The organism is Croceibacterium atlanticum (genome assembly GCF_001008165.2).
Taxonomy (GTDB): domain Bacteria; phylum Pseudomonadota; class Alphaproteobacteria; order Sphingomonadales; family Sphingomonadaceae; genus Croceibacterium_C; species Croceibacterium_C atlanticum.
This window is the reverse complement of record NZ_CP011452.2, coordinates 3204780-3222609: the sequence shown is the minus strand read 5'-3', so window position 1 is coordinate 3222609 and position 17830 is coordinate 3204780. Positions and strand designations below refer to the sequence as shown.

At 61.7% G+C, this 17830-nt stretch carries 11 protein-coding genes and 1 tRNA gene; 4 read left to right on the top strand and 8 right to left on the bottom strand.

Translation table 11 applies throughout. The features are described from left to right. Positions 1–42 precede the first annotated feature (42 nt). A complete protein-coding gene (locus tag WYH_RS15250) occupies positions 43–2589 on the bottom strand; it encodes a G8 domain-containing protein (RefSeq protein WP_082348027.1) in 2547 nt (848 codons plus the stop codon). Positions 2590–2634: 45 nt separating this feature from the next. Further along, positions 2635–6366 (bottom strand): TonB-dependent receptor domain-containing protein, encoded by a 3732-nt coding sequence (locus tag WYH_RS15245; protein ID WP_053833624.1) that lies wholly within the window; start codon positions 6364–6366, stop codon positions 2635–2637. 350 nt (positions 6367–6716) lie between these two features. On the opposite strand from WYH_RS15245, the gene WYH_RS16915 reads away from it, so the two are divergent. Continuing rightward, entirely contained in the window at positions 6717–8315 is a 1599-nt protein-coding gene (locus tag WYH_RS16915; protein ID WP_156320160.1) for a sensor histidine kinase, read from the top strand. After that, the gene (locus WYH_RS15235) at positions 8315–8998 is read left to right on the top strand and encodes a response regulator transcription factor (protein WP_046904507.1); all 684 of its coding nucleotides are present in this window, start codon (positions 8315–8317) and stop codon (positions 8996–8998) included. The genes WYH_RS16915 and WYH_RS15235 overlap by 1 nt, the downstream gene beginning before the upstream one ends. An 89-nt stretch (positions 8999–9087) precedes the next feature. On the opposite strand, the gene WYH_RS15230 is transcribed toward WYH_RS15235, so the two are convergent. Next, positions 9088–9178 (bottom strand) — tRNA-Ser (locus WYH_RS15230). A 95-nt stretch (positions 9179–9273) separates the two neighbouring features. On the opposite strand from WYH_RS15230, the gene WYH_RS15225 reads away from it, so the two are divergent. Both WYH_RS15225 and WYH_RS15220 read left to right on the top strand, forming a co-directional pair. Continuing rightward, entirely contained in the window at positions 9274–9678 is a 405-nt protein-coding gene (locus WYH_RS15225) for a metallopeptidase family protein (RefSeq protein WP_046904506.1), read from the top strand. Between the two features lie 15 nt (positions 9679–9693). Next, a complete protein-coding gene (locus WYH_RS15220; protein WP_046904505.1) occupies positions 9694–10794 on the top strand; it encodes a peptidylprolyl isomerase in 1101 nt (366 codons plus the stop codon). Between the two features lie 21 nt (positions 10795–10815). Here the strand turns inward: WYH_RS15220 and WYH_RS15215 are convergent, their stop codons facing one another. The 5 genes from WYH_RS15215 to hemF form a co-directional block, all read right to left on the bottom strand. Continuing rightward, positions 10816–12897 (bottom strand): RelA/SpoT family protein, encoded by a 2082-nt coding sequence (locus WYH_RS15215; protein WP_046905253.1) that lies wholly within the window; start codon positions 12895–12897, stop codon positions 10816–10818. Between the two features lie 136 nt (positions 12898–13033). Continuing rightward, complete coding sequence (locus WYH_RS15210; protein ID WP_046904504.1) at positions 13034–13669, bottom strand: PilZ domain-containing protein; 636 nt, start codon at positions 13667–13669, stop codon at positions 13034–13036. Between the two features lie 306 nt (positions 13670–13975). Then, entirely contained in the window at positions 13976–15871 is a 1896-nt protein-coding gene (locus WYH_RS15205) for a M1 family metallopeptidase (protein WP_046904503.1), read from the bottom strand. A 192-nt stretch (positions 15872–16063) separates the two neighbouring features. Then, positions 16064–16492: a GlcG/HbpS family heme-binding protein gene (locus WYH_RS15200; RefSeq protein WP_046904502.1), complete on the bottom strand. Its 429-nt coding sequence runs from the start codon at positions 16490–16492 to the stop codon at positions 16064–16066. 443 nt (positions 16493–16935) lie between these two features. Then, positions 16936–17793, bottom strand: coding sequence for an oxygen-dependent coproporphyrinogen oxidase (hemF, locus tag WYH_RS15190; protein WP_046905252.1), 858 nt, complete (start codon positions 17791–17793; stop codon positions 16936–16938). Positions 17794–17830: the final 37 nt, after the last annotated feature.

Sequence of the window (17830 nt, the reverse complement as noted above, 5' to 3'; positions counted from 1 at the left end):
GTTAACTGCGCCGGAGTCCGGGTATTCCAGTCCGGTTTGAACCTACCTGCGCACCTCAAGCCCGGCCCCCGGGCCACGGCCCGGTCCGCGCGGGCCGCCAGCATTCGCCGCCACGAGCTTGACCCATAATGTGGAGTCATCCTTGTAATAAGCGGTGCCCTGGGCCGCGCGCAGTGCATCTAGGCTATCCAGCTGCTCACCCTCGGCGGCAGTGGTGAAGCCGGGTAGTTCGAAAATGACCCAGGAGCCCTTGTCCATTTCCGCCAGTGACAGCGACAAATTGTCCCTGCCCGTCTCGACCCTGACTTCGGCTCCGCTGCGGATCGTCGTCTGCCCGGTATATTCCCAACGCCGGCCATTGCGGCTGAGCATGATCGGATCGGCGATCGGGCCGCTGCCGAAGCCCATATTCCCGCCAAGCCCGAAATGGCCGAAATCGCCCCGGCATATGGCCGCGCCCCAATCCGGCCTGATGTCACACGCATCTTCATCGGAAGCGATGCCGTTATCCAGGACGATGTAGGAATCGGGGACGCCACCGACCGAGCCGTCCCGGTCATGGATCGCCGCACCGCGCCACGCATTGCCCCTTCCGAAATCGGACGCCCATCTGCGCACGACCGGGGGGAAACTGACCGGCTTGGCATCGACGAAGGTCGCGCCTTCGACGGCGTTCTCCGTGCTCATCCCGAAGCTGGTATACATCAGGTAAGAAATGGCCCCCGCATCGCGCGTTTCATTGGGCTGGAAATTGACGAAGGTGACGTTCTCCACGTCATGGCGCATGTCATAATATTCATAGCCCCGGATCGGGAAATCCGCATGTTCGCTCGGCAGGCTGCGGCCATAGGCGATTTCTTCCGGGCTGCTCGGATTGCCGATATTGTCGCTTTCGCCCACGAAAATGGAATCGATGACCCTTGAGGAATAGGCATTTGGTCCCCTGCCCGCAGCATGGGTGAAGCCGATGGCATTATCGGCCAGTTTCAGATTCTTGAACGTGTGCAATTCGCCGCGCGCCCAGATGGCGCCGTTGCGGTTCTTGTAGCCGGTGAAATCCTCGAACAAGGAATCCAGCTTCTGGCTGTCGGGATCGGACGGATCGGCATGGCCGGTATGGTAGTTGCTGCCGACAACGCTGAATGTTCCGTCGGGCTTGGGCCCGCGATCGAACATCAGCCCGTCGAAATTGGAATGGGCGGTGTTGCCCTTGAATTCCCGCACCGGAATCCGGCGCGGCCAGGTGTTCGCGCTCGTTTCCGTGCCTTCGAACTGCCCCGTCGGGTGTTCGGGCAAGGCGAACCAGAAGCCGATCTGGTCCGAACCAGCGGCCACATTGTCCCGGTAGATATTATCGGGATTGGTGATCCAGAAAGTCGATGCCGTGTTGTCCGAAGGGATCAGCACATGTTTGGCGCGCTGGCCGGCCATGCCCGATCCACCGCCCGGCGCCAGGTTCGTCGGCTCGCACGGGAGGGTGGGATGGCATTTGGTCATGATCCCCAGATTGCGAACGAACTGATTGCCCGTTTCCACCGCGTCTTCCAGGAAGAAACAGTGGCCGACAGTATCGAAGGTCACATTATTTTCCACCCGCACATTATTGGTGCCATGCACGGTGACACAGCGGCTGTAGGTGTTGTGGATCGCGGCGTTGCGGATGTACTGGCCAGCCCCTTCGCCCACCAGGTGCCAGTGCATCGGGTAGCGGGCCAGGTGCATGTTCTGCCCCATGCGATACAGCTCCACACCGGAAGCGCGGACCTGGGATCCGGGCATGGCCATGATATGCCCGCCGAAATAGGTTTCCTCCGCATCCTCCGAAGCCTGCACGCGGATATTCCGCGTCAACAGGCCGACTTCGCCGCGCTGGTCCACGCCTTGGGTGATCTGGCCGAAATGCATGTAATCCAGCTTGCGATCGAGCGTGATCAGGTTGCCCCGGATGGCCATGATCCTGCGCTTTTCCGCCTGGCGGGGATTGAAGTCGGTCGATGCGAGGACGATCTCGTCACCCTTGCGCCAGCCGCTGGCGTCCAGCACCTCGATCTCGGCGCTGCCGGCTTCGGCCGTTTTGGCAAGCTTCGTCCATGTGTGTTCGCGGTCGCCATGCAGGTTCAGCGTGCCCCGCATCAGCAAGATGCCACGATCCCCCATCGTGTTGACATCCTCGTCGCGGATATTGTCCGTGAGGGTGATAACCGCCTTGCGCGTATGCGGACTGGCTTCGGTGCCGATCTCAAGCTCGCCGCCGCGGACATAGATCCACTCGGTTTCCAGCTCGATATCGAGATCGTTCGAAAAGCTCAGCTTCCCGTCGATGGTCAGGCTGCGCAGGGCCGGGGGATCGACATCCAGAACGACCTCCATGTTGCGCGGAATTGTGACCGCATCGCCCGCGCCCGGTACCTTCCCGTCAGGCCAGGCGGCAGGATCGGACCAGCGCGCCTTGCTGACCGCCGCCGCGGACCTATCCGCGCCCTGTTCCATATGGGCGTGATCTTCCTGCGCGGCCGCCACGGACCCGGCGCCCAGCATGAGCACCGCCGGGACAAGCGAGGCACAATGAAGGAGGCTAAGCTTTCGCATCGTATTTATCCCCTCAACCGGGACTTCGGTCCCGTATTTTTATGGTCAGAAGCTCACATTCGCGCCGAACGAGAAGCGACGGCCGAGTGTGTCATGAAACAAGCTGTAACTGCCACCGGGAATTTGACCCAGCGACCTGTCGATATTGGCGTCGATATTGGTCAGCGGCGGCCTGGTATTGAACAAATTGTCCACGCCGAACCGCAGCCGCACCACATCGCTGAGCTGATAGCTCGTATTCAGGTGAAATAGATTATAAGCCGGAAGCCCGGTCTGGTCGGATCCTTCCGCCGCCAGCCCGTTGAGATACAGCGCTTCATTGCCGTCTTCCGTCTTGGGCAGATGCTGCCATTGCAGCGAGATCGACGCCGGACCCAGATTATAGCCGAGCACGCCGAAGATCTTGTATTCGAAGGAAGAACCCGAACTGACGCCAAGGGCGCCCGTGCCGGTGGTTCCGACATAATCGACCAGAGGCTGGCCATCGAAGGCGCGGATCTTGAAATCGATCATGTAATTGGCGTTGAGGTTGAGGAAGACAGACCCCGGCCCCGCATCCGTGCTCCAGGACAGATTGGCATCGATGCCGGACAGCTTGACCAGCCCTTCATTGCCATAGGTCCCGACCGTGTCCGCCGTGTTGAACTGCCCGGTGAAATTCAGCCCCGTGCTGGGATCGCGGAACACGCCCGAACAGGTCGATTCCGCATTGGCGAGCGCGGCCTGGGCCCGTGCTCTTATCTCCGGATCGTTCAGATCGGCCGAACTGGTGGCCCCGGCCGCAACGCCGGCGGCGGCGGGGTTGTAGGCCGGGCTGACACAACGCAGGAGCTGCGCCCCCGCACCGATGACCGAGATCGGATCGCTGATCTTGATGTTGAAATAATCGACCGTCAGGCTGAGGCGTGACAGCGGGCCGCTGGCCAGGGGCGAACGGATCACCGCCCCAACTGTCCAGGTGTCCGCCTTTTCAGGCTGAAGCACCGGGGCAGAAGGGTTGATGTCGCGCCGATAGACTTCGGTTCCCACCCTCGGCGCGGTGGAGAAACCGCCACCAACCGCCTGGCGAACCAGGGCATCGGCAGGATTATAGAAACTGTTGGGGTTCGGCGATCCATCCGGATTGGTGATCGGCGCATACACACCGCCATTATCGCGCGCCATCAGCTCCAGACAGACGGCCTGCACATCAAGCGCGGTAGAGGAATTGGCATTGGGATTGGCCGAGAAGAGGTTGTTGTGCCGTGTCGAACAGACATCGCCGATCGGATCGATCGAGATGGAACGCTGCATTTCCAGCATCTGTTCACCGATATTCGGTGCACGTTCGGCCCGGTTGTAGCCACCGCGCAGCCGCAGCCAGTCAGTAACCTGCCAATCGCCCAGGATCTTGTAGGTATAGCTGGTGCCGCTGGTGCTGTAATCCGACATGCGGCCGCCCACTTCGAGGCTGAAGCTTTCGATCAAAGGCAGATCGGCAACCAGCGGGATCAGCAATTCGCCATAGAATTCCCGTGTGTTGTAGCCGGTGTTCTCCATTATCGTGCTGGCCGCACTGCCGACCAGAGAGTCAAGGAATTCACGGCCTGCTGATGCCTGGCCGGAAGGGAGGAATTCGTAACGCGCCTCTCGATATGTGGCGCCCGCGGCAAAGCGCACATCGTCGCCCGCCCAGGGAATCTCGAACAGGCCGCCCTGCATATTGGCTTCCACGATGGTCTGCCGCGAGGTTCCGATATTCTTGTTGTCTTCAGCGATAGCCTGCCGGCAATCATCGGAAATACCCTGGTAGCCGCCGAAGAAATTCAGCCCGGTTGTGCAACTGCCGGTCGTGGCGCCGGAACCATTGGTATATTGATTGCCGGTATATTCGAAATTCTGCCCGAAATTGGGCGCCGAGATCACGGCGCGGAGCCGGTTCAGCGAATACATGCCCGTCTGCCGGCTGATGGTCCGGGCGATACCGTGATTGACGAAGGCCTCCCACGTCCAGTCGGTTCCCGGCACATAGCCTTCCAGACCGGCAATCAACGTGTAGGTCGTTACATCCTGATAGCTCTCGCGAGGATTCGGGAGCATCCCGGCCAGGCTGACACGGGCGTTCGGGTCCGGGCGGGCGTTGAGAAGCGCCTGGATGCTACCCGGCACCACTGCCTGGAAAGCCTCGGTATTGGTGCAGCCGGTGGGGTTGTAACCCGGGTCGCCCCGTGTCGCGCAGGGCAGAATGCCGCTGTAGATATCGATGAAGGCAGGATTGGGAGCATAGGTCGTGACAATCTGCCCGTTCACCACGTTCTGCGTCCCGATAACTGCGGAAGGAACGGACGGGTTCTGATAGACGGCCTGCGGATAACCGCCGGAAATCGCGCCGGTATATTTGCCGTCACCCCACGGGATATACAGGTTGGATGCCGCGCTCGGCTCCAGCGCGGTATAGGTGGTGCTGTTGCTGAACAGCCCCTGCGCGAACACGCCGATCCAGTCGTTGATTTCGTAATTGCCGCGGGCAAGGAAATTATAGCGATCCGATGGGACAACCTGGGCAGTGTTGGTGCTTATTCCATACAGCGTCCCGGCCGAGGTGGTCTTCCAGTACACGCCGCTCTGGGCGTCGACCGCGTCCCACAGCTTGAAGAAGCCCACGGAACCGCGCGCATCGTAATTGGCACCGAAGAAGGAGGACGGGCTGAACAGCGATCCATCCTGGTTGAGATATACCGCAGTGGTATTGTTGGGCACGCCCGGGGTGGAACCGGCGAAATAGTCGGTAAGCACACAGCCGCGCGGTGCGACCTGGAATTCACATCCCGCACCCGGAGTGGAAAGCGGCAAGCCGGTGGCCGGATTGATCTGGTTGGGCGTCAGGCCGATCCCGGTGATCCCGGGCCGGGCCACGCCCAGCAGCCCGCCTGACGTGGTATCGGGATCGGCCCAGAGTTTACGGTAGAACGGGTTGTCGGACTGCATCAGCAATTCGCGGGTATTGACCGACATCGCCAGGCTGACATTGCCGCGCCCGCTGTCGAAATCACTGCCGACGATACCGGAAAGCTGGTATTCGAAGCCATCGCCCTGCTGGTTGACGCCAGCCTGTGCGTCGATCTCCACACCCTGGAAATCGCGCTTCAGGATGAAATTGGTGACGCCCGCTATGGCATCCGCGCCATAAGTGGCGGATGCGCCCCCGGAAATGATCTCCACGCGCTGAAGCGCGGCCGAAGGAATGGTGGAAACGTCAACCGCGCCATTGGCGTTGCCCGGCGTGCCGCGACGGCCATCGATCAGGACCAGCGTCCGGTTGGCGCCGACGCCGCGCAGCGAAACAGTGGCAGCTCCGGGCGTGCTGGTGGCGCTTGGCTGAATGCTGGTGCCAGCCGCAACCGGCCCGCTGGTGCCGCTGACCGTGTTGAGAGTGGTCGAGGATTCCGCGACGACGAATTGCGGCAGCCTGTTCAGCTGTTCTTCGACGGCAGCAGTCGCCGACTGCTTCAGGAAGGCATCGTCAACGGTGACGATGGGGCTGTTCGCTTCGTAATCCTTGCGCGCAATGCGCGATCCGGTGACGACAATGGCCTCTGCAGGAGCGGACGGCACCGCACTGGTGCCGATCCCGGCGCAACGGGCGTCTTGCGGATTGGCGGCGCAGTCAGCCTCTGCGGCCTGGGAGGACACTTGCGCCGCCGCCGGCGCGGCCACGGCCAGAGCAGCCAGACCGACACCGCCGGCCAGCCATGCGCGAAGACAAATTGTCCGATTCCCCGGTTCCCGAAATGTCACAGCTTCTCTCCCCCCACATGTTATTCCCTGCGGCTCTGCCGACCGCGAATTATTGAATTTTCGGTCCCGGGAATGTGGGCAGCAGGCGTATCGGAGGGGTCGTGGCGCGCCCTCTCTTTGCCCTCGCCTCCCCCCAGGCAGACATGAATTCATCGGCTGTGGTAAGTCCGGTGGGATGAAAGCAGCGTGGGAGCGGCATGACGCGCGCCTTGCCTCAAGATTAATATCGGATGAAATGCCGATGATTTCTTTGGCTCTCCGCCCCGAAACAATTAGAGTGCTTACCGATAACCCGAAAAATCGGGGGCGACCGCCCTGAAGGCCGGTGCCGAATCTGGGAGGTTGAGGAGATGCTGGGTGACCGCTGGCTCCCGCCATGGAGCCTTCGGGGCCGGTTGAGCGCCACTGCGCTGGCCGGGCTTACAATTACTGCCGTTCTGACAGTCCTCCTTTTGCTGACCGCATGGTCAGCGGACGAGGTAGTGACCACGGCGCAGCGAACCCATGAAAGGGTTCATATCTACACCCAGATCCAGGACGCCACGCGAGATTATCAGGGCCAACGCTATGCCGGTGTCCGCGAGCCCGGCCTTGCGGCACGCAGAACCGCGCTCGAAGCGCGCACCCGGCTTGAAAACCTGCTGGCAGAAGCGGCTCAGCTTCCCCTGGCCGATGAACGCGAACGCGAAGTCAGCAGGCTCATCGCGCAGCAAGGCCAGGCAGTACTGGACCATCTTCGCGATCCCGATGCGCTCGTCGCCCGGGTCGGCCGCGTTGACCGCATCTACCGCACCCAGGGATCAGGTGTGGCAATGCGCGAGGTGGAACGCATGACCCGGCCGATCCATGATCTCAGGGAAACCCTCAACGCAGAGATACGGCGCGGCAACTGGGCCGTAGCCGCGGCGACGAAGAACACCCAATCGCTGATCCGGACGGCTGTTTACGCTGCGGTTGGCGGGCTGGTGCTGTCCCTCATCTTCCTGCTCGCCATGCAATATCTGCTGCAGGTGCGCTTGCGCCCGGCGCTGAAACGGCTGGAAGATGGCGCGCATGCCTTTGGCCGGGGCGATCTCGATCACCGGGTCGGGCTGGCCGGCGGGGACGAATTGTCCCGGCTGTCCAATGCTTTTGACGCCATGGCGGCAACGATAGCCGAGAAGCAGGAAGCCCTGCACCGGATCCAGCACGATCTGGAACGTGCAGTGGCGGAACGGACGGAAGAACTGGAACAGGCCAATGGCAAGCTTGCTGCCGCCGATGAACGGCGCCGCGCCTTCCTGGCCGATGTCAGCCACGAACTGCGCACGCCGCTGACCATTATCCGCGGGGAAGCGCAGGTCGCACTGCGCACCGTCGACCGGACGGGATTCGAACCGCAGGAGGCGTTCGAGCGGATATTGCAACAGACGCACGATCTCAGCCGCATGGTGGATGATCTTCTGGTGATCGCCCTGGCGGAAGCCGGGCGTCTGCCGCTCGAACGCGAATTGCTGGATCTGCGGGAACTCGGCGCGAGGCTGGCCGGGGACTTCGAGATCTGGGTAAGCGAGATGGGCGGATCAATCGCTTCGGTGGCTGGACCGGCAGTGCTCGCCTCGGTCGATAGCGATCGATTGCGCCGTGCGCTTGCCGCGCTGATAGAGAATGCGTTGCGACATTCGCAGCGCGGCGTGGCCATCACCATCAATAGCAGCGTCAGCGCCGAATGCGCCGCCATCTCGGTAATCGACAATGGGCCGGGTCTGGATTTCGCGCAGGCCAATCACCTGTTCGAACGTTTCCATCGCGGCGAAACCCGCGGTGAAGGTTCCGGCCTCGGCCTCAGCCTCGTCCACGCGCTGGTTCAGGCCCATGGCGGCCGCACGGAGCTGACGCCGAATCCCGGCGGCGGCACGGTGGCGACACTGTATTTCCCGCTGACTATTGCAGAAAGGGTCGCTGCCTGATGGAGCTGCTTCTGGTGGAGGATGACGAACGCGTCAGCCGCTTTGTCCGCCGCGGGCTGGAGGCGGAGGGATATTCCGTCACCGCAGCGCAGGATGGTGTCGCAGGACTGAGCCGGGCCCGGGCTGAAAGCTATGACGTGCTGATCCTTGACGTGATGCTGCCCGGCCTCAGCGGCCGCGACGTATGCCGCCAATTGCGCAAGGCGGAAGTATCGACACCAATCCTGATGCTGACCGCGCTCGATCACACCGATGACAAGGTGGAATGCCTGCGCGGCGGGGCGGATGATTACCTCACCAAGCCCTTCGATTTCGAAGAACTTCTTGCCCGACTGGAAGCGCTCGCAAGGAGAGGGAGAGGCTTCTCCAGCGAACCGCCGGCCGTGCTGGAAGTCGGAAATGTCCGGATCGATCGTCAATCGATGCGGGTGCTGCTGGATGGCGAGCCGGTGGAACTGACCGCCAAGGAATATCAGCTGCTCGATCTTCTGCTGTCATCGCCCGGCCGGGTGTTCAGCCGCACGCGCATCCTGAACAAGGTCTGGGGCTATGATTCCGATCCGCTGACCAATGTGGTGGATGTGTATATCCGTCGCCTGCGCGGAAAGATGCGGTGGGACAGGGATACCGGCTGGATCCGAACGATCAGGAGCTATGGCTACCGCCTCGACCCCACGATTTGAATCGCGATCAGGAGACGTTCGCCAACCGCACCGGCACACGCAAATCAAGATGGCAGCGGGGACCGAATCGGGGCTGTCGGAAAGGCAAGTGGCGGAGCGGGAGGGATTCGAACCCTCGATACGGGGTTACCGTATACACACTTTCCAGGCGTGCGCCTTCGACCACTCGGCCACCGCTCCGCATACCTGTCGGGAGGGCGCCCACTAGCGCCGGGAATGCGACAAGGCAAGCCACTCGCTTGCTGGTAATGCGTTCCGGCCTTATCCAGTCCCCAATGGCACGGAATTTCGGCATTGCCCCTTCGGCTGATGAAATGGAAAAGCTGGCCCGCCAGGCATTGGCCAGGCTGCCGGATCAGTTCCTTTCCCATCTTGGCGATATCGTGTTGCAGGTGGAAGAATTCGCCGACGAGCATCTGCTTGCCGAAATGGAGATAGAAGATCCCTTCGCGCTGACCGGCCTGTATGAAGGCCTGCCGCTGCATGCGAAAAGCATCGATCATTCCGGCACCATGCCCGACCGCATCCGCCTGTTCCGCCGGCCAATTCTGGATGAATGGGTGGCGCGCGGGGATGAAACGCTGGAACGCCTGATCGCCCATGTCGTGGTGCATGAGGTCGGACATCATTTTGGCCTGTCGGACGAGGCGATGCACGCGCTTGAGGAAGCAGCCGGATAGGGGCAGAAGGGGCGAATGAAGCACACTTCCCTGCTCTCGGCCATGATGCTGGCCGCCCTGTCCCTGACATCCACGGCCGCACAAGCCCAGGAAGATCAGGCCCCGAAAAATACGGAAAAGCCAACGCCGGAATCCGTCGTGGCCGCAGCTGCGGACAGCGAATGGCTGGCGATCGATCCGGCGGATCTGCTGGTGATGCAGCTTGCGCCCGACATGGCGGGGCAGGACCGGACGGTGGTTATCCAGCTGATGCCCGCACCCTTCAGCCAGCCCTGGACGGAAAATATCCGCAAACTGGCCGCCGCCCATTGGTGGGACGGCACCAGCATCTATCGCGTGGTCGATAATTGGGTGGCGCAATGGGGCGGCGGCGATCCGGAACTGGACATGGATCCGGGCCCGATGCCCGATGGCGTGGCATCCCCGACCAGCGATTATACGCTGACGGAAGCGGATGATGGCTTTACCGATCTGGCGCGGGGTTTCCTGGAAACGGCGCGCGAACGGGCCCGGGCAAGTGCGATCAATCATCGCGCCGATGAACGCGACCGGGAAAAGGCCGAAGCCGGGGAAAAGAAACCCTTGCTGACGGTGCGCGCCAATGTGCCGCCCATGGTTTTGCTGCAGGACGATCCCTATGCCGAGGGGGCATCATTCCATCAGGGATGGCCGATCGGGCTTGGCAAGGGCGCGATGTGGCCGGTCCATTGCTATGCCTCCGTCGGCGTGGCGCGCGATCTTGTGCCCGATACCGGCACGGGCAGCGAGCTTTATGCCGTGATCGGCCATGCCCCGCGCCAGCTGGACCGCAATATCGCCGTGGTCGGCCGCGTGATTGACGGGATCGAACATCTTTCCACCCTGAAGCGCGGGACCGGCGCGGCTGGCGTTTATGAAACGCGCGAGGAAGATACGCCGATTACTTCGGCCCGGATGGGCGACAGCCTGCCGGAAGGCCGGCGGCCGCATTTCGAATATCTCGACACGTCGAGCAAGAGCTTCGCGCAATACGCCCATATTCGCGCCAACCTGGAAGACAGCTTTTACCAGATACCGGCAGGGGGCGTTGATATCTGCAATCTGCCGGTGCCGATCCGGGAAGCCGGGGCGGAGTAAGCGGCCCGACTTCCCGTAAAATCAGATACGGTCTGCCTCTGCCACGGAATCGCTGGCGCGCAGGGCGCTGACGATGCGTGTCAGATGGGCCAGATCCTGCACTTCCAGATCCACTTCGTAAGTGTGGAAGGGATCGTCGCGCTCTACCAGTTCTAGATTGATCACATTGGCGTGATTGCGGGCGAAGACCCCGGCCATTTCGGCCAGCGTTCCGGTGCGGTTGTAAAGGACGCTGCGGATGCGGCCGACGGCACCCTGCGACCGTTCACCCCAGGACAGATCGACCCAGTCGGCATCCACGCCATTGGCGAGTTGCAGGCAGTCAATCGCGTGAACTTCCACGCCTTCACCCTTGCGGCGCAGGCCGACGATGCGATCTCCTGGCACCGGATGGCAGCAATTGGCCAGGCTGAAACCCATGCCGGGAGTCAGCCCCTTGATCGAGATCGCCTTGCCCTGCGTCGGCTCCTCCGGCATGTCGGCCGTACTTCCGGGCACCAGCGCTTCCATCACTTCGCGATCGCTCAGCTTGGCTGCGCCGATGGCATGCATCAGGTCGTCCTCGTCATCGAGTTCGAGCCGTTCCAGCGCGGCGGCGATGGCCTTCTTGCCGATCTTGGCCGGGATCTGTTCGACAATTTCGTCAAACAATTTGCGGCCGATCGTGGCCACTTCGGCGCGTTCCTTCGCGCGGACGAAGCGGCGGATCGCAGCACGGGCCTTGCCCGTGACGACAAAGCCCAGCCAGTTCAGTTGCGGCTCTGCCGTGGCGCCCTTGATGATTTCCACCACGTCGCCATTGTTCAGCGGAGTGCGCAGCGGCATGTGCCGGCCATTGATCTTGGCACCCACGGCCTGCGCCCCCAGATCGGTATGGACGGCGAAGGCAAAGTCCACCGGGGTCGCCCCCTTGGGCAGCTGGAACAGGGCGCCCTTGGGCGTGAAGGCGAAGATCCGATCCTGATAGATTGCCAGCTTCGTATGTTCGAGCAGTTCCTCGGCATCCTGGCTGGCATCGACGATCTCGATCAGGTCGCGCAGCCAGCCCACCTGCCCGTCCGGCCGGTCACCCTGTTTGTAAGCCCAGTGGGCAGCAAGGCCGAATTCATTGCGGCGGTGCATTTCGCGCGTGCGGATCTGCACCTCCACGCGCATGGATTTGCCATAGATCAGCGATGTGTGAAGGCTGCGATATCCGTTGGTCTTGGGCGTCGAGATGTAATCCTTGAACCGCCCGGGCACGAATTGCCAGACCTGGTGAAGCACGCCGAGGGCGCGATAAGTGTCTTCGACATTTTCCGTGACCACGCGGAAGGCCATGATGTCGGTAATCTGTTCGAAGCTGACATGGCGTTCCGCCATCTTGCGCCAGATCGAATAGGGATGTTTTTCCCGCCCCCAGACTTCGGCCTGGATGCCGGCTTCGGCCAGTGCATGCTTGATTTCCAGCGCGATGGCATCGACCTGCCCGCCTTCCTGGCTGCGGATCTGCGCCAGCCGGCCGGTTATCGTGGCATAGGCTTCCGGCTCCAGCTGTTCGAAGGCCAGAAGCTGCATTTCGCGCATATATTCATACATGCCCACGCGTTCCGCCAGCGGGGCATAGATATCCATCGTTTCGCGCGCGATGCGGCGGCGCTTTTCCGGATTCCTGATGAAATGGAGCGTGCGCATATTGTGCAGCCGGTCCGCCAGCTTCACCAGCAGAACGCGTAAATCCTCGCTCATGGCGAGGAGGAACTTGCGCAGATTTTCAGCTGCCCGTTCATTTTCGGGCATCTGTTCGATCTTGGAAAGCTTGGTCACACCATCCACCAGACGGGCGACTTCGGGGCCGAAATTGGCCCGTATGTCGTCAATCGTGGCCAGCGTATCCTCCACCGTATCGTGGAGCAGCGCGGTGATGATGGTTTCCTGGTCCAGCTTCAGATCGGTCATCAGACCGGCGACTTCGACCGGATGGCTGAAATAGGGGTCGCCCGATGCACGCTTCTGCGCGCCGTGCTTCTGCACCGTATAGACATAGGCGCGGTTGAGCAGCGCCTCATCCGCGTCAGGGTCGTAGCTCTTTACCCGCTCAACAAGTTCATATTGCCGCAACATCGTATCCCTGATGTGCGGATTGTTGCGCGAACGGCAAGAGGAAAGGCGCGGCTGTGCGCAAATACCGGACGAATCCGGTCCGGCATCGTCCCGGTCATTGGCAGGCTCCGCCGTGCGGAAGCCACCAAAGCCGGTATTATCCAGCACGCTTTCGATCACCCCCGTCGCTCAATGCGCGGACCGATCCCAGATCTTCCACGCTGAAGGGATCAAGCAATTGCAGGCCCGCAATGTTTTCCTGACTCCAGCGAACGATGCCGTCCTTCTCTCCGCCTCCGGGAAGCAGCACGCGGACTTTCAGGCCGGGGGTAAATTCGCCCCTGTGCGAAAGCTTGACGCCGCGCTGCGACACGTCATGCGTGCGCGTCACGCAAGTGCGGCCTTCGTGATATACCCAGGCCGGCACATCGGCCTTCAGGCGCGGCGGACGGGCACCTTCGGCCCTCAATTCGGCGGAGGTCGTGCGCAGCAGGTCCGAACTGTCCACCTTGTCCAGAAACTTCACGCCGCAATCGCTCCCGTTAACCCACACCACCTGCCCTTCCAGCGATACGCTGGGCGAAAAGTTCAGGCAGACATGATCGTTCAGCTGCACCGGCATCGTCAGATGGAGGGCAGCACCGCCATCGGAAATATTGCGGCAGCGGGCGAGACCTTCATCATCACCGCTCAATATCTGGACCAGCCGATAAATCGTCCGCGTTCGCTCGTCATCGCGGCGATTGCCTTCATTCCCAACCGGCGCATCCGATGCGCCACCATTGCTCTGCATGTCCCGCTCTCCGACGAAGAGTTGCGTGCAAGAATGGTCTGGTAAACAACCAAATTACAACTCGGTTCCAAAAAATATTGAAGATATTAACCGGTATTTAACTATTTATATTATTTCTTAATATTAAGAATTTTAAAAAGCGGCCGTTTCTTGCGGCCTTCAGTGTAATCCCGTGAATGCGCCTGCGTTCCGGACGCGTACTGACACCCCGGCCAACTGTCCGCCAGACACTTGATCGGACACAAAAAAGGGAGCGCGGCATCAACCGGCGCTCCCTTGTCTGTCATGCAGAGAGGCGGCGGGGGATCAGCCGTCCCGGCCCATCACCTTGTCCACCGCGCCCTGCGTCACGGCATGATAGCCGCTGCGCGTATCGGCATAGATCCGTTCCGCAATCGGGCGGCCCCACGCACCCTGATCCACCAGCGCCTTGAACAGCGGGCGCACGAATTTGGTGCGGCCGACCGTGGACAGGAATTGTTCCGCCTGCGGCACGGCCGGTTCGTAACGGTTCTCCAGCGCCAGTTCGAGCCAGGCGAAGCGGATCTCGTTATTGCCCGTTTCCGACAGGCCCAGCTTGCTATCCAGCTCAGCCAGCTTCGCCGCGCTCAGTTCACGGGGGAGCCTGGCCAGGAAACGCTGCCTTTCCGCCGTGGTCCACCCGCCCCACAATTCGGGGTTGAGCGTGCCGTCGTCTTCGTAAGCGGACGCCGCCCGGTCCACTTCGGCAAAGGCGCTTTCCGCCGGACGCGCAACATTATCGGGCAGGCCCGGTTCATAGACCCAGGCATCGAGCTGCAGCTTCTCTTCCAGCTCCTTGTCACCCTGCACCAGGTTGGCGCGCATATCTTCCAGCAGCAGGGCGGAGGTGGCGGGCTGGAATGCGTGACTGTCGAACCACTGCCGCAGCCAGGCATCGAATTTTTCCCGCTCGACGATCTTTTCGACCGTGCGCATGAAAGTGGCGCCCTTGTCGTAAATGATGCCGGATGATCCGCCATCGGGCGTCGCTTCTTCCGGCGGCAGGTGCAGCGCGGTGATCATGGCGTCGCTGCCATTCTCCGCAATCGCTTCCTCCATCCCGGCAAAGCTCAGCGCAGCCTCCTGCTCCGCCCGCTTCTTGCCATAGACCTTCTCGACGATGCGGTTTTCGAAATAGGAGGTGATGCCTTCATTCAGCCAGCTGTCCGACCAGTTGGCATTGGTGACGAGATTGCCCGACCAGCTATGCGCCAGTTCATGCGCCACCAGCCCGGTCAGGCTCTTGTCACCGGCGATGAAGGTCGGCGTCAGGAAGGTCATAACCGGGTTTTCCATCCCGCCATAAGGGAAGCTGGGCGGCAGCACGATCATGTCGTACCGGCCCCAGCGATAGGGGCCGTAAAGCTCCTCCGCCGCTTCCACCATCGCTTCGGTGTCTTCCAGTTCGGCGGCGGCGGCATCGATCATGGCGGGTTCGCTCCACACGCCGGTGCGCGGGCCCAGTTCGCGGAATTCCAGATCGCCCGCCGCGATCGCGATCAGATAAGGCGCGACTGGCTTGGTCATGGAAAAGCGGAAGGCCCGGCGATCATCGCCCACATCCTCCGGCTCGCCCACGCTGAGGCCGGACATGACCACGGTCAACGGTTTGGGCGCGGTGATGCGTGCTTCCCAGCTCTGGCGGATGCCGGGGCTGTCCTGCGTGGGGATCCAGGTGCGGTTGAGCGTCGGCTGTCCCTGGCTCAGCAAATAGGGATGTTCCCCGCCCGCTGTCTGTTCAGGGGAAAGCCATTGCAACGCCGCGGAATCTGGCGCGGTATAGGCAACGGTGATCTGCCGGGCGTCCCCGATGGTAACCGTCACCGGCTCGCCCTTGCCTTCCACCGTTTCGCCCACGGTGAAGGGCACATCCGCACCATCCTCATTGGTGATGGCGGAAATCTGCAGGCCCTTGCTGTCCAGCACGATCGTATCCGCATCCGGATCGGCCAGCACGTCCAGCGTGGCGGTGCCCGAAACGCTCCTGCTTTCAAAATCCAGCGCCAGGTCCAGATCGACATGGGTGACCCGCGCGACTTCCGGCTGGGCAAAGCTGGCCGGGTCCTTTGCATCCTCGGTAGTAAGGATGGGGGACACCATCACCTCTTCCTGCGGCGCATCGCCGCCACTGGAACAGGCGGCAGCAAACAGCAGAAGCACGGCGGACAGGGCAAAACGCATCTTTGTCTCCGGTCGGAGGGAATGGGCAGTTGGTTGCAGTAGTAACCTCAAGCGCAGCCGAGTGGCAATGTCACGGGTGGATGGCGTGGTGACCATCCTTCGACAGGCTCAGGATGAGCGGGATTTGCACCGAAGAGAGAACCAAGACCCGCTCATCCAGAGCCTGTCGAAGGATAGGCACAAGACCAGCCGCTAGTTCGCAGGTCTCAACCCCACCGCCGCAATCGCGGCGAGCGCGCAGGCCTCGTCATTATCACTGGTATCGCCGGTCACGCCGATAGCGCCCACGATCACGCCCGCTTCGTCCAGCACGATTACCCCGCCCGCGGCCGGGACCATGCCGCCAAAATCCATGGAATCGATGGAAGCGATGAAATGCGGACGGTCCAGCGCCATTTCGCCGACTGTCCGGCTGGAAACGCCCAGCGCCAGCGCGCCCGCCGCCTTGCCCGCCGCCAGCCTCACCCGCAGGGTGGAGGCATTGTCCTGCCGCTGGCACGCGATCAGATGGCCGCCCGGATCGTGGATTGTCGCCGTCAAGGGCTTCAACCCCATCTCCGCCCCCTTGGCGAAAGCGGCTTCGATCATGGCATTGGCCTGGGCCAGGGTCAGTCGGTGCATGTCATTCCTCTGCTGAATCGAGCCGTGGATAGGCAAGGCGGTACCATAGCAGCCCAACAAACAAGCCAATCAAGGTACCAATTTCGAAGATTTGTCCGGGCCCTTCACCAAGTTCATGAAACCCCATAGTCCAGCTCAGCAGGCGTCCACTCCCGGCGCCTGCCAGAGCGGCAAGAGGCCACATCCACCACCGGCCAGAGAACCGTCGAAGCAAAATAGCGACAGGCACTCCAACCACGCACAAGGAGATGGCAGCGACGGGAAAGCAGAACAGGGTCGCAATAAGCAATACGGTGACGAGACCCATAAAAGGGTCCACCGATGCCGAGGGTTCGTACGCTGCCACCGCAACCATCACGGAGCTCAGGCCAAGTACTGAACCAAACCAAGCAGCACCTGTAAGGGGCCCCAAAAGATCAAGAACGCGCCAACTGGCTATATCGTCAGCTCCACTTCACCTCGGGCGGAAGGCTCATCAATATCGCGTCGATATTGCCGCCGGTCTTGAGGCCGAACAACGTCCCGCGGTCATAGACGAGGTTGAATTCGACATAGCGGCCCCGCCATTCAAGCTGTTGCTGCTTGTCCTCGGGCGTGAATTCCATGCCCATCCGGCGGCGGGCGATCTTCGGGAAGGATGCCAGGAACGCCTCGCCCACGTCTTTCGTGAAGGCGAAATTGCGTTCCCACGCCGTTTCATCCGCGCATTCCAGGTGATCGTAGAAAATGCCGCCCACGCCGCGCGCGACATTGCGGTGGGGGATGAAGAAATAATCATCCGCCCATTTCTTGAACCGTTCGTAATAGGTCGGGTTATGGGCTGCGCAGGCGGCGCGGAAGGCAGCGTGGAATTCCTCCGTATCCTCTTCATACGGGATCGGGGGGTTGAGATCCGCCCCGCCCCCGAACCACGCCTTGCTGGTGGTGATGAAGCGGGTGTTCATGTGCACGGCCGGGACATGCGGATTGGCCATATGGGCGACTAGGCTGATGCCCGTGGCGGTAAAGCCGGGATTTTCCTCGCTCGCGCCGTTGATCGTGCCGGCGAAACCGGGCGCAAAATCGCCATGCACGGTGGAAACATTGACGCCGACCTTTTCGAAGACCTTGCCCTTCATCTGGCCGCGCACGCCGCCGCCGCCTTCGGATTCGTCATCCGTGTCGCGGTTCCAGGGGATATATTCGAAGCGCGCATCCGATCCGGCTTCACGCTCGATCGCTTCGAATTCGGCGCAGATGCGGTCGCGCAGCGATTCGAACCATTCCCGTGCACGCTCGGTATAGGGTTGCCAGTCGGTCATTCGTTTTTCACCTTCCCCTGCCCGCAGCAGTCCTTCC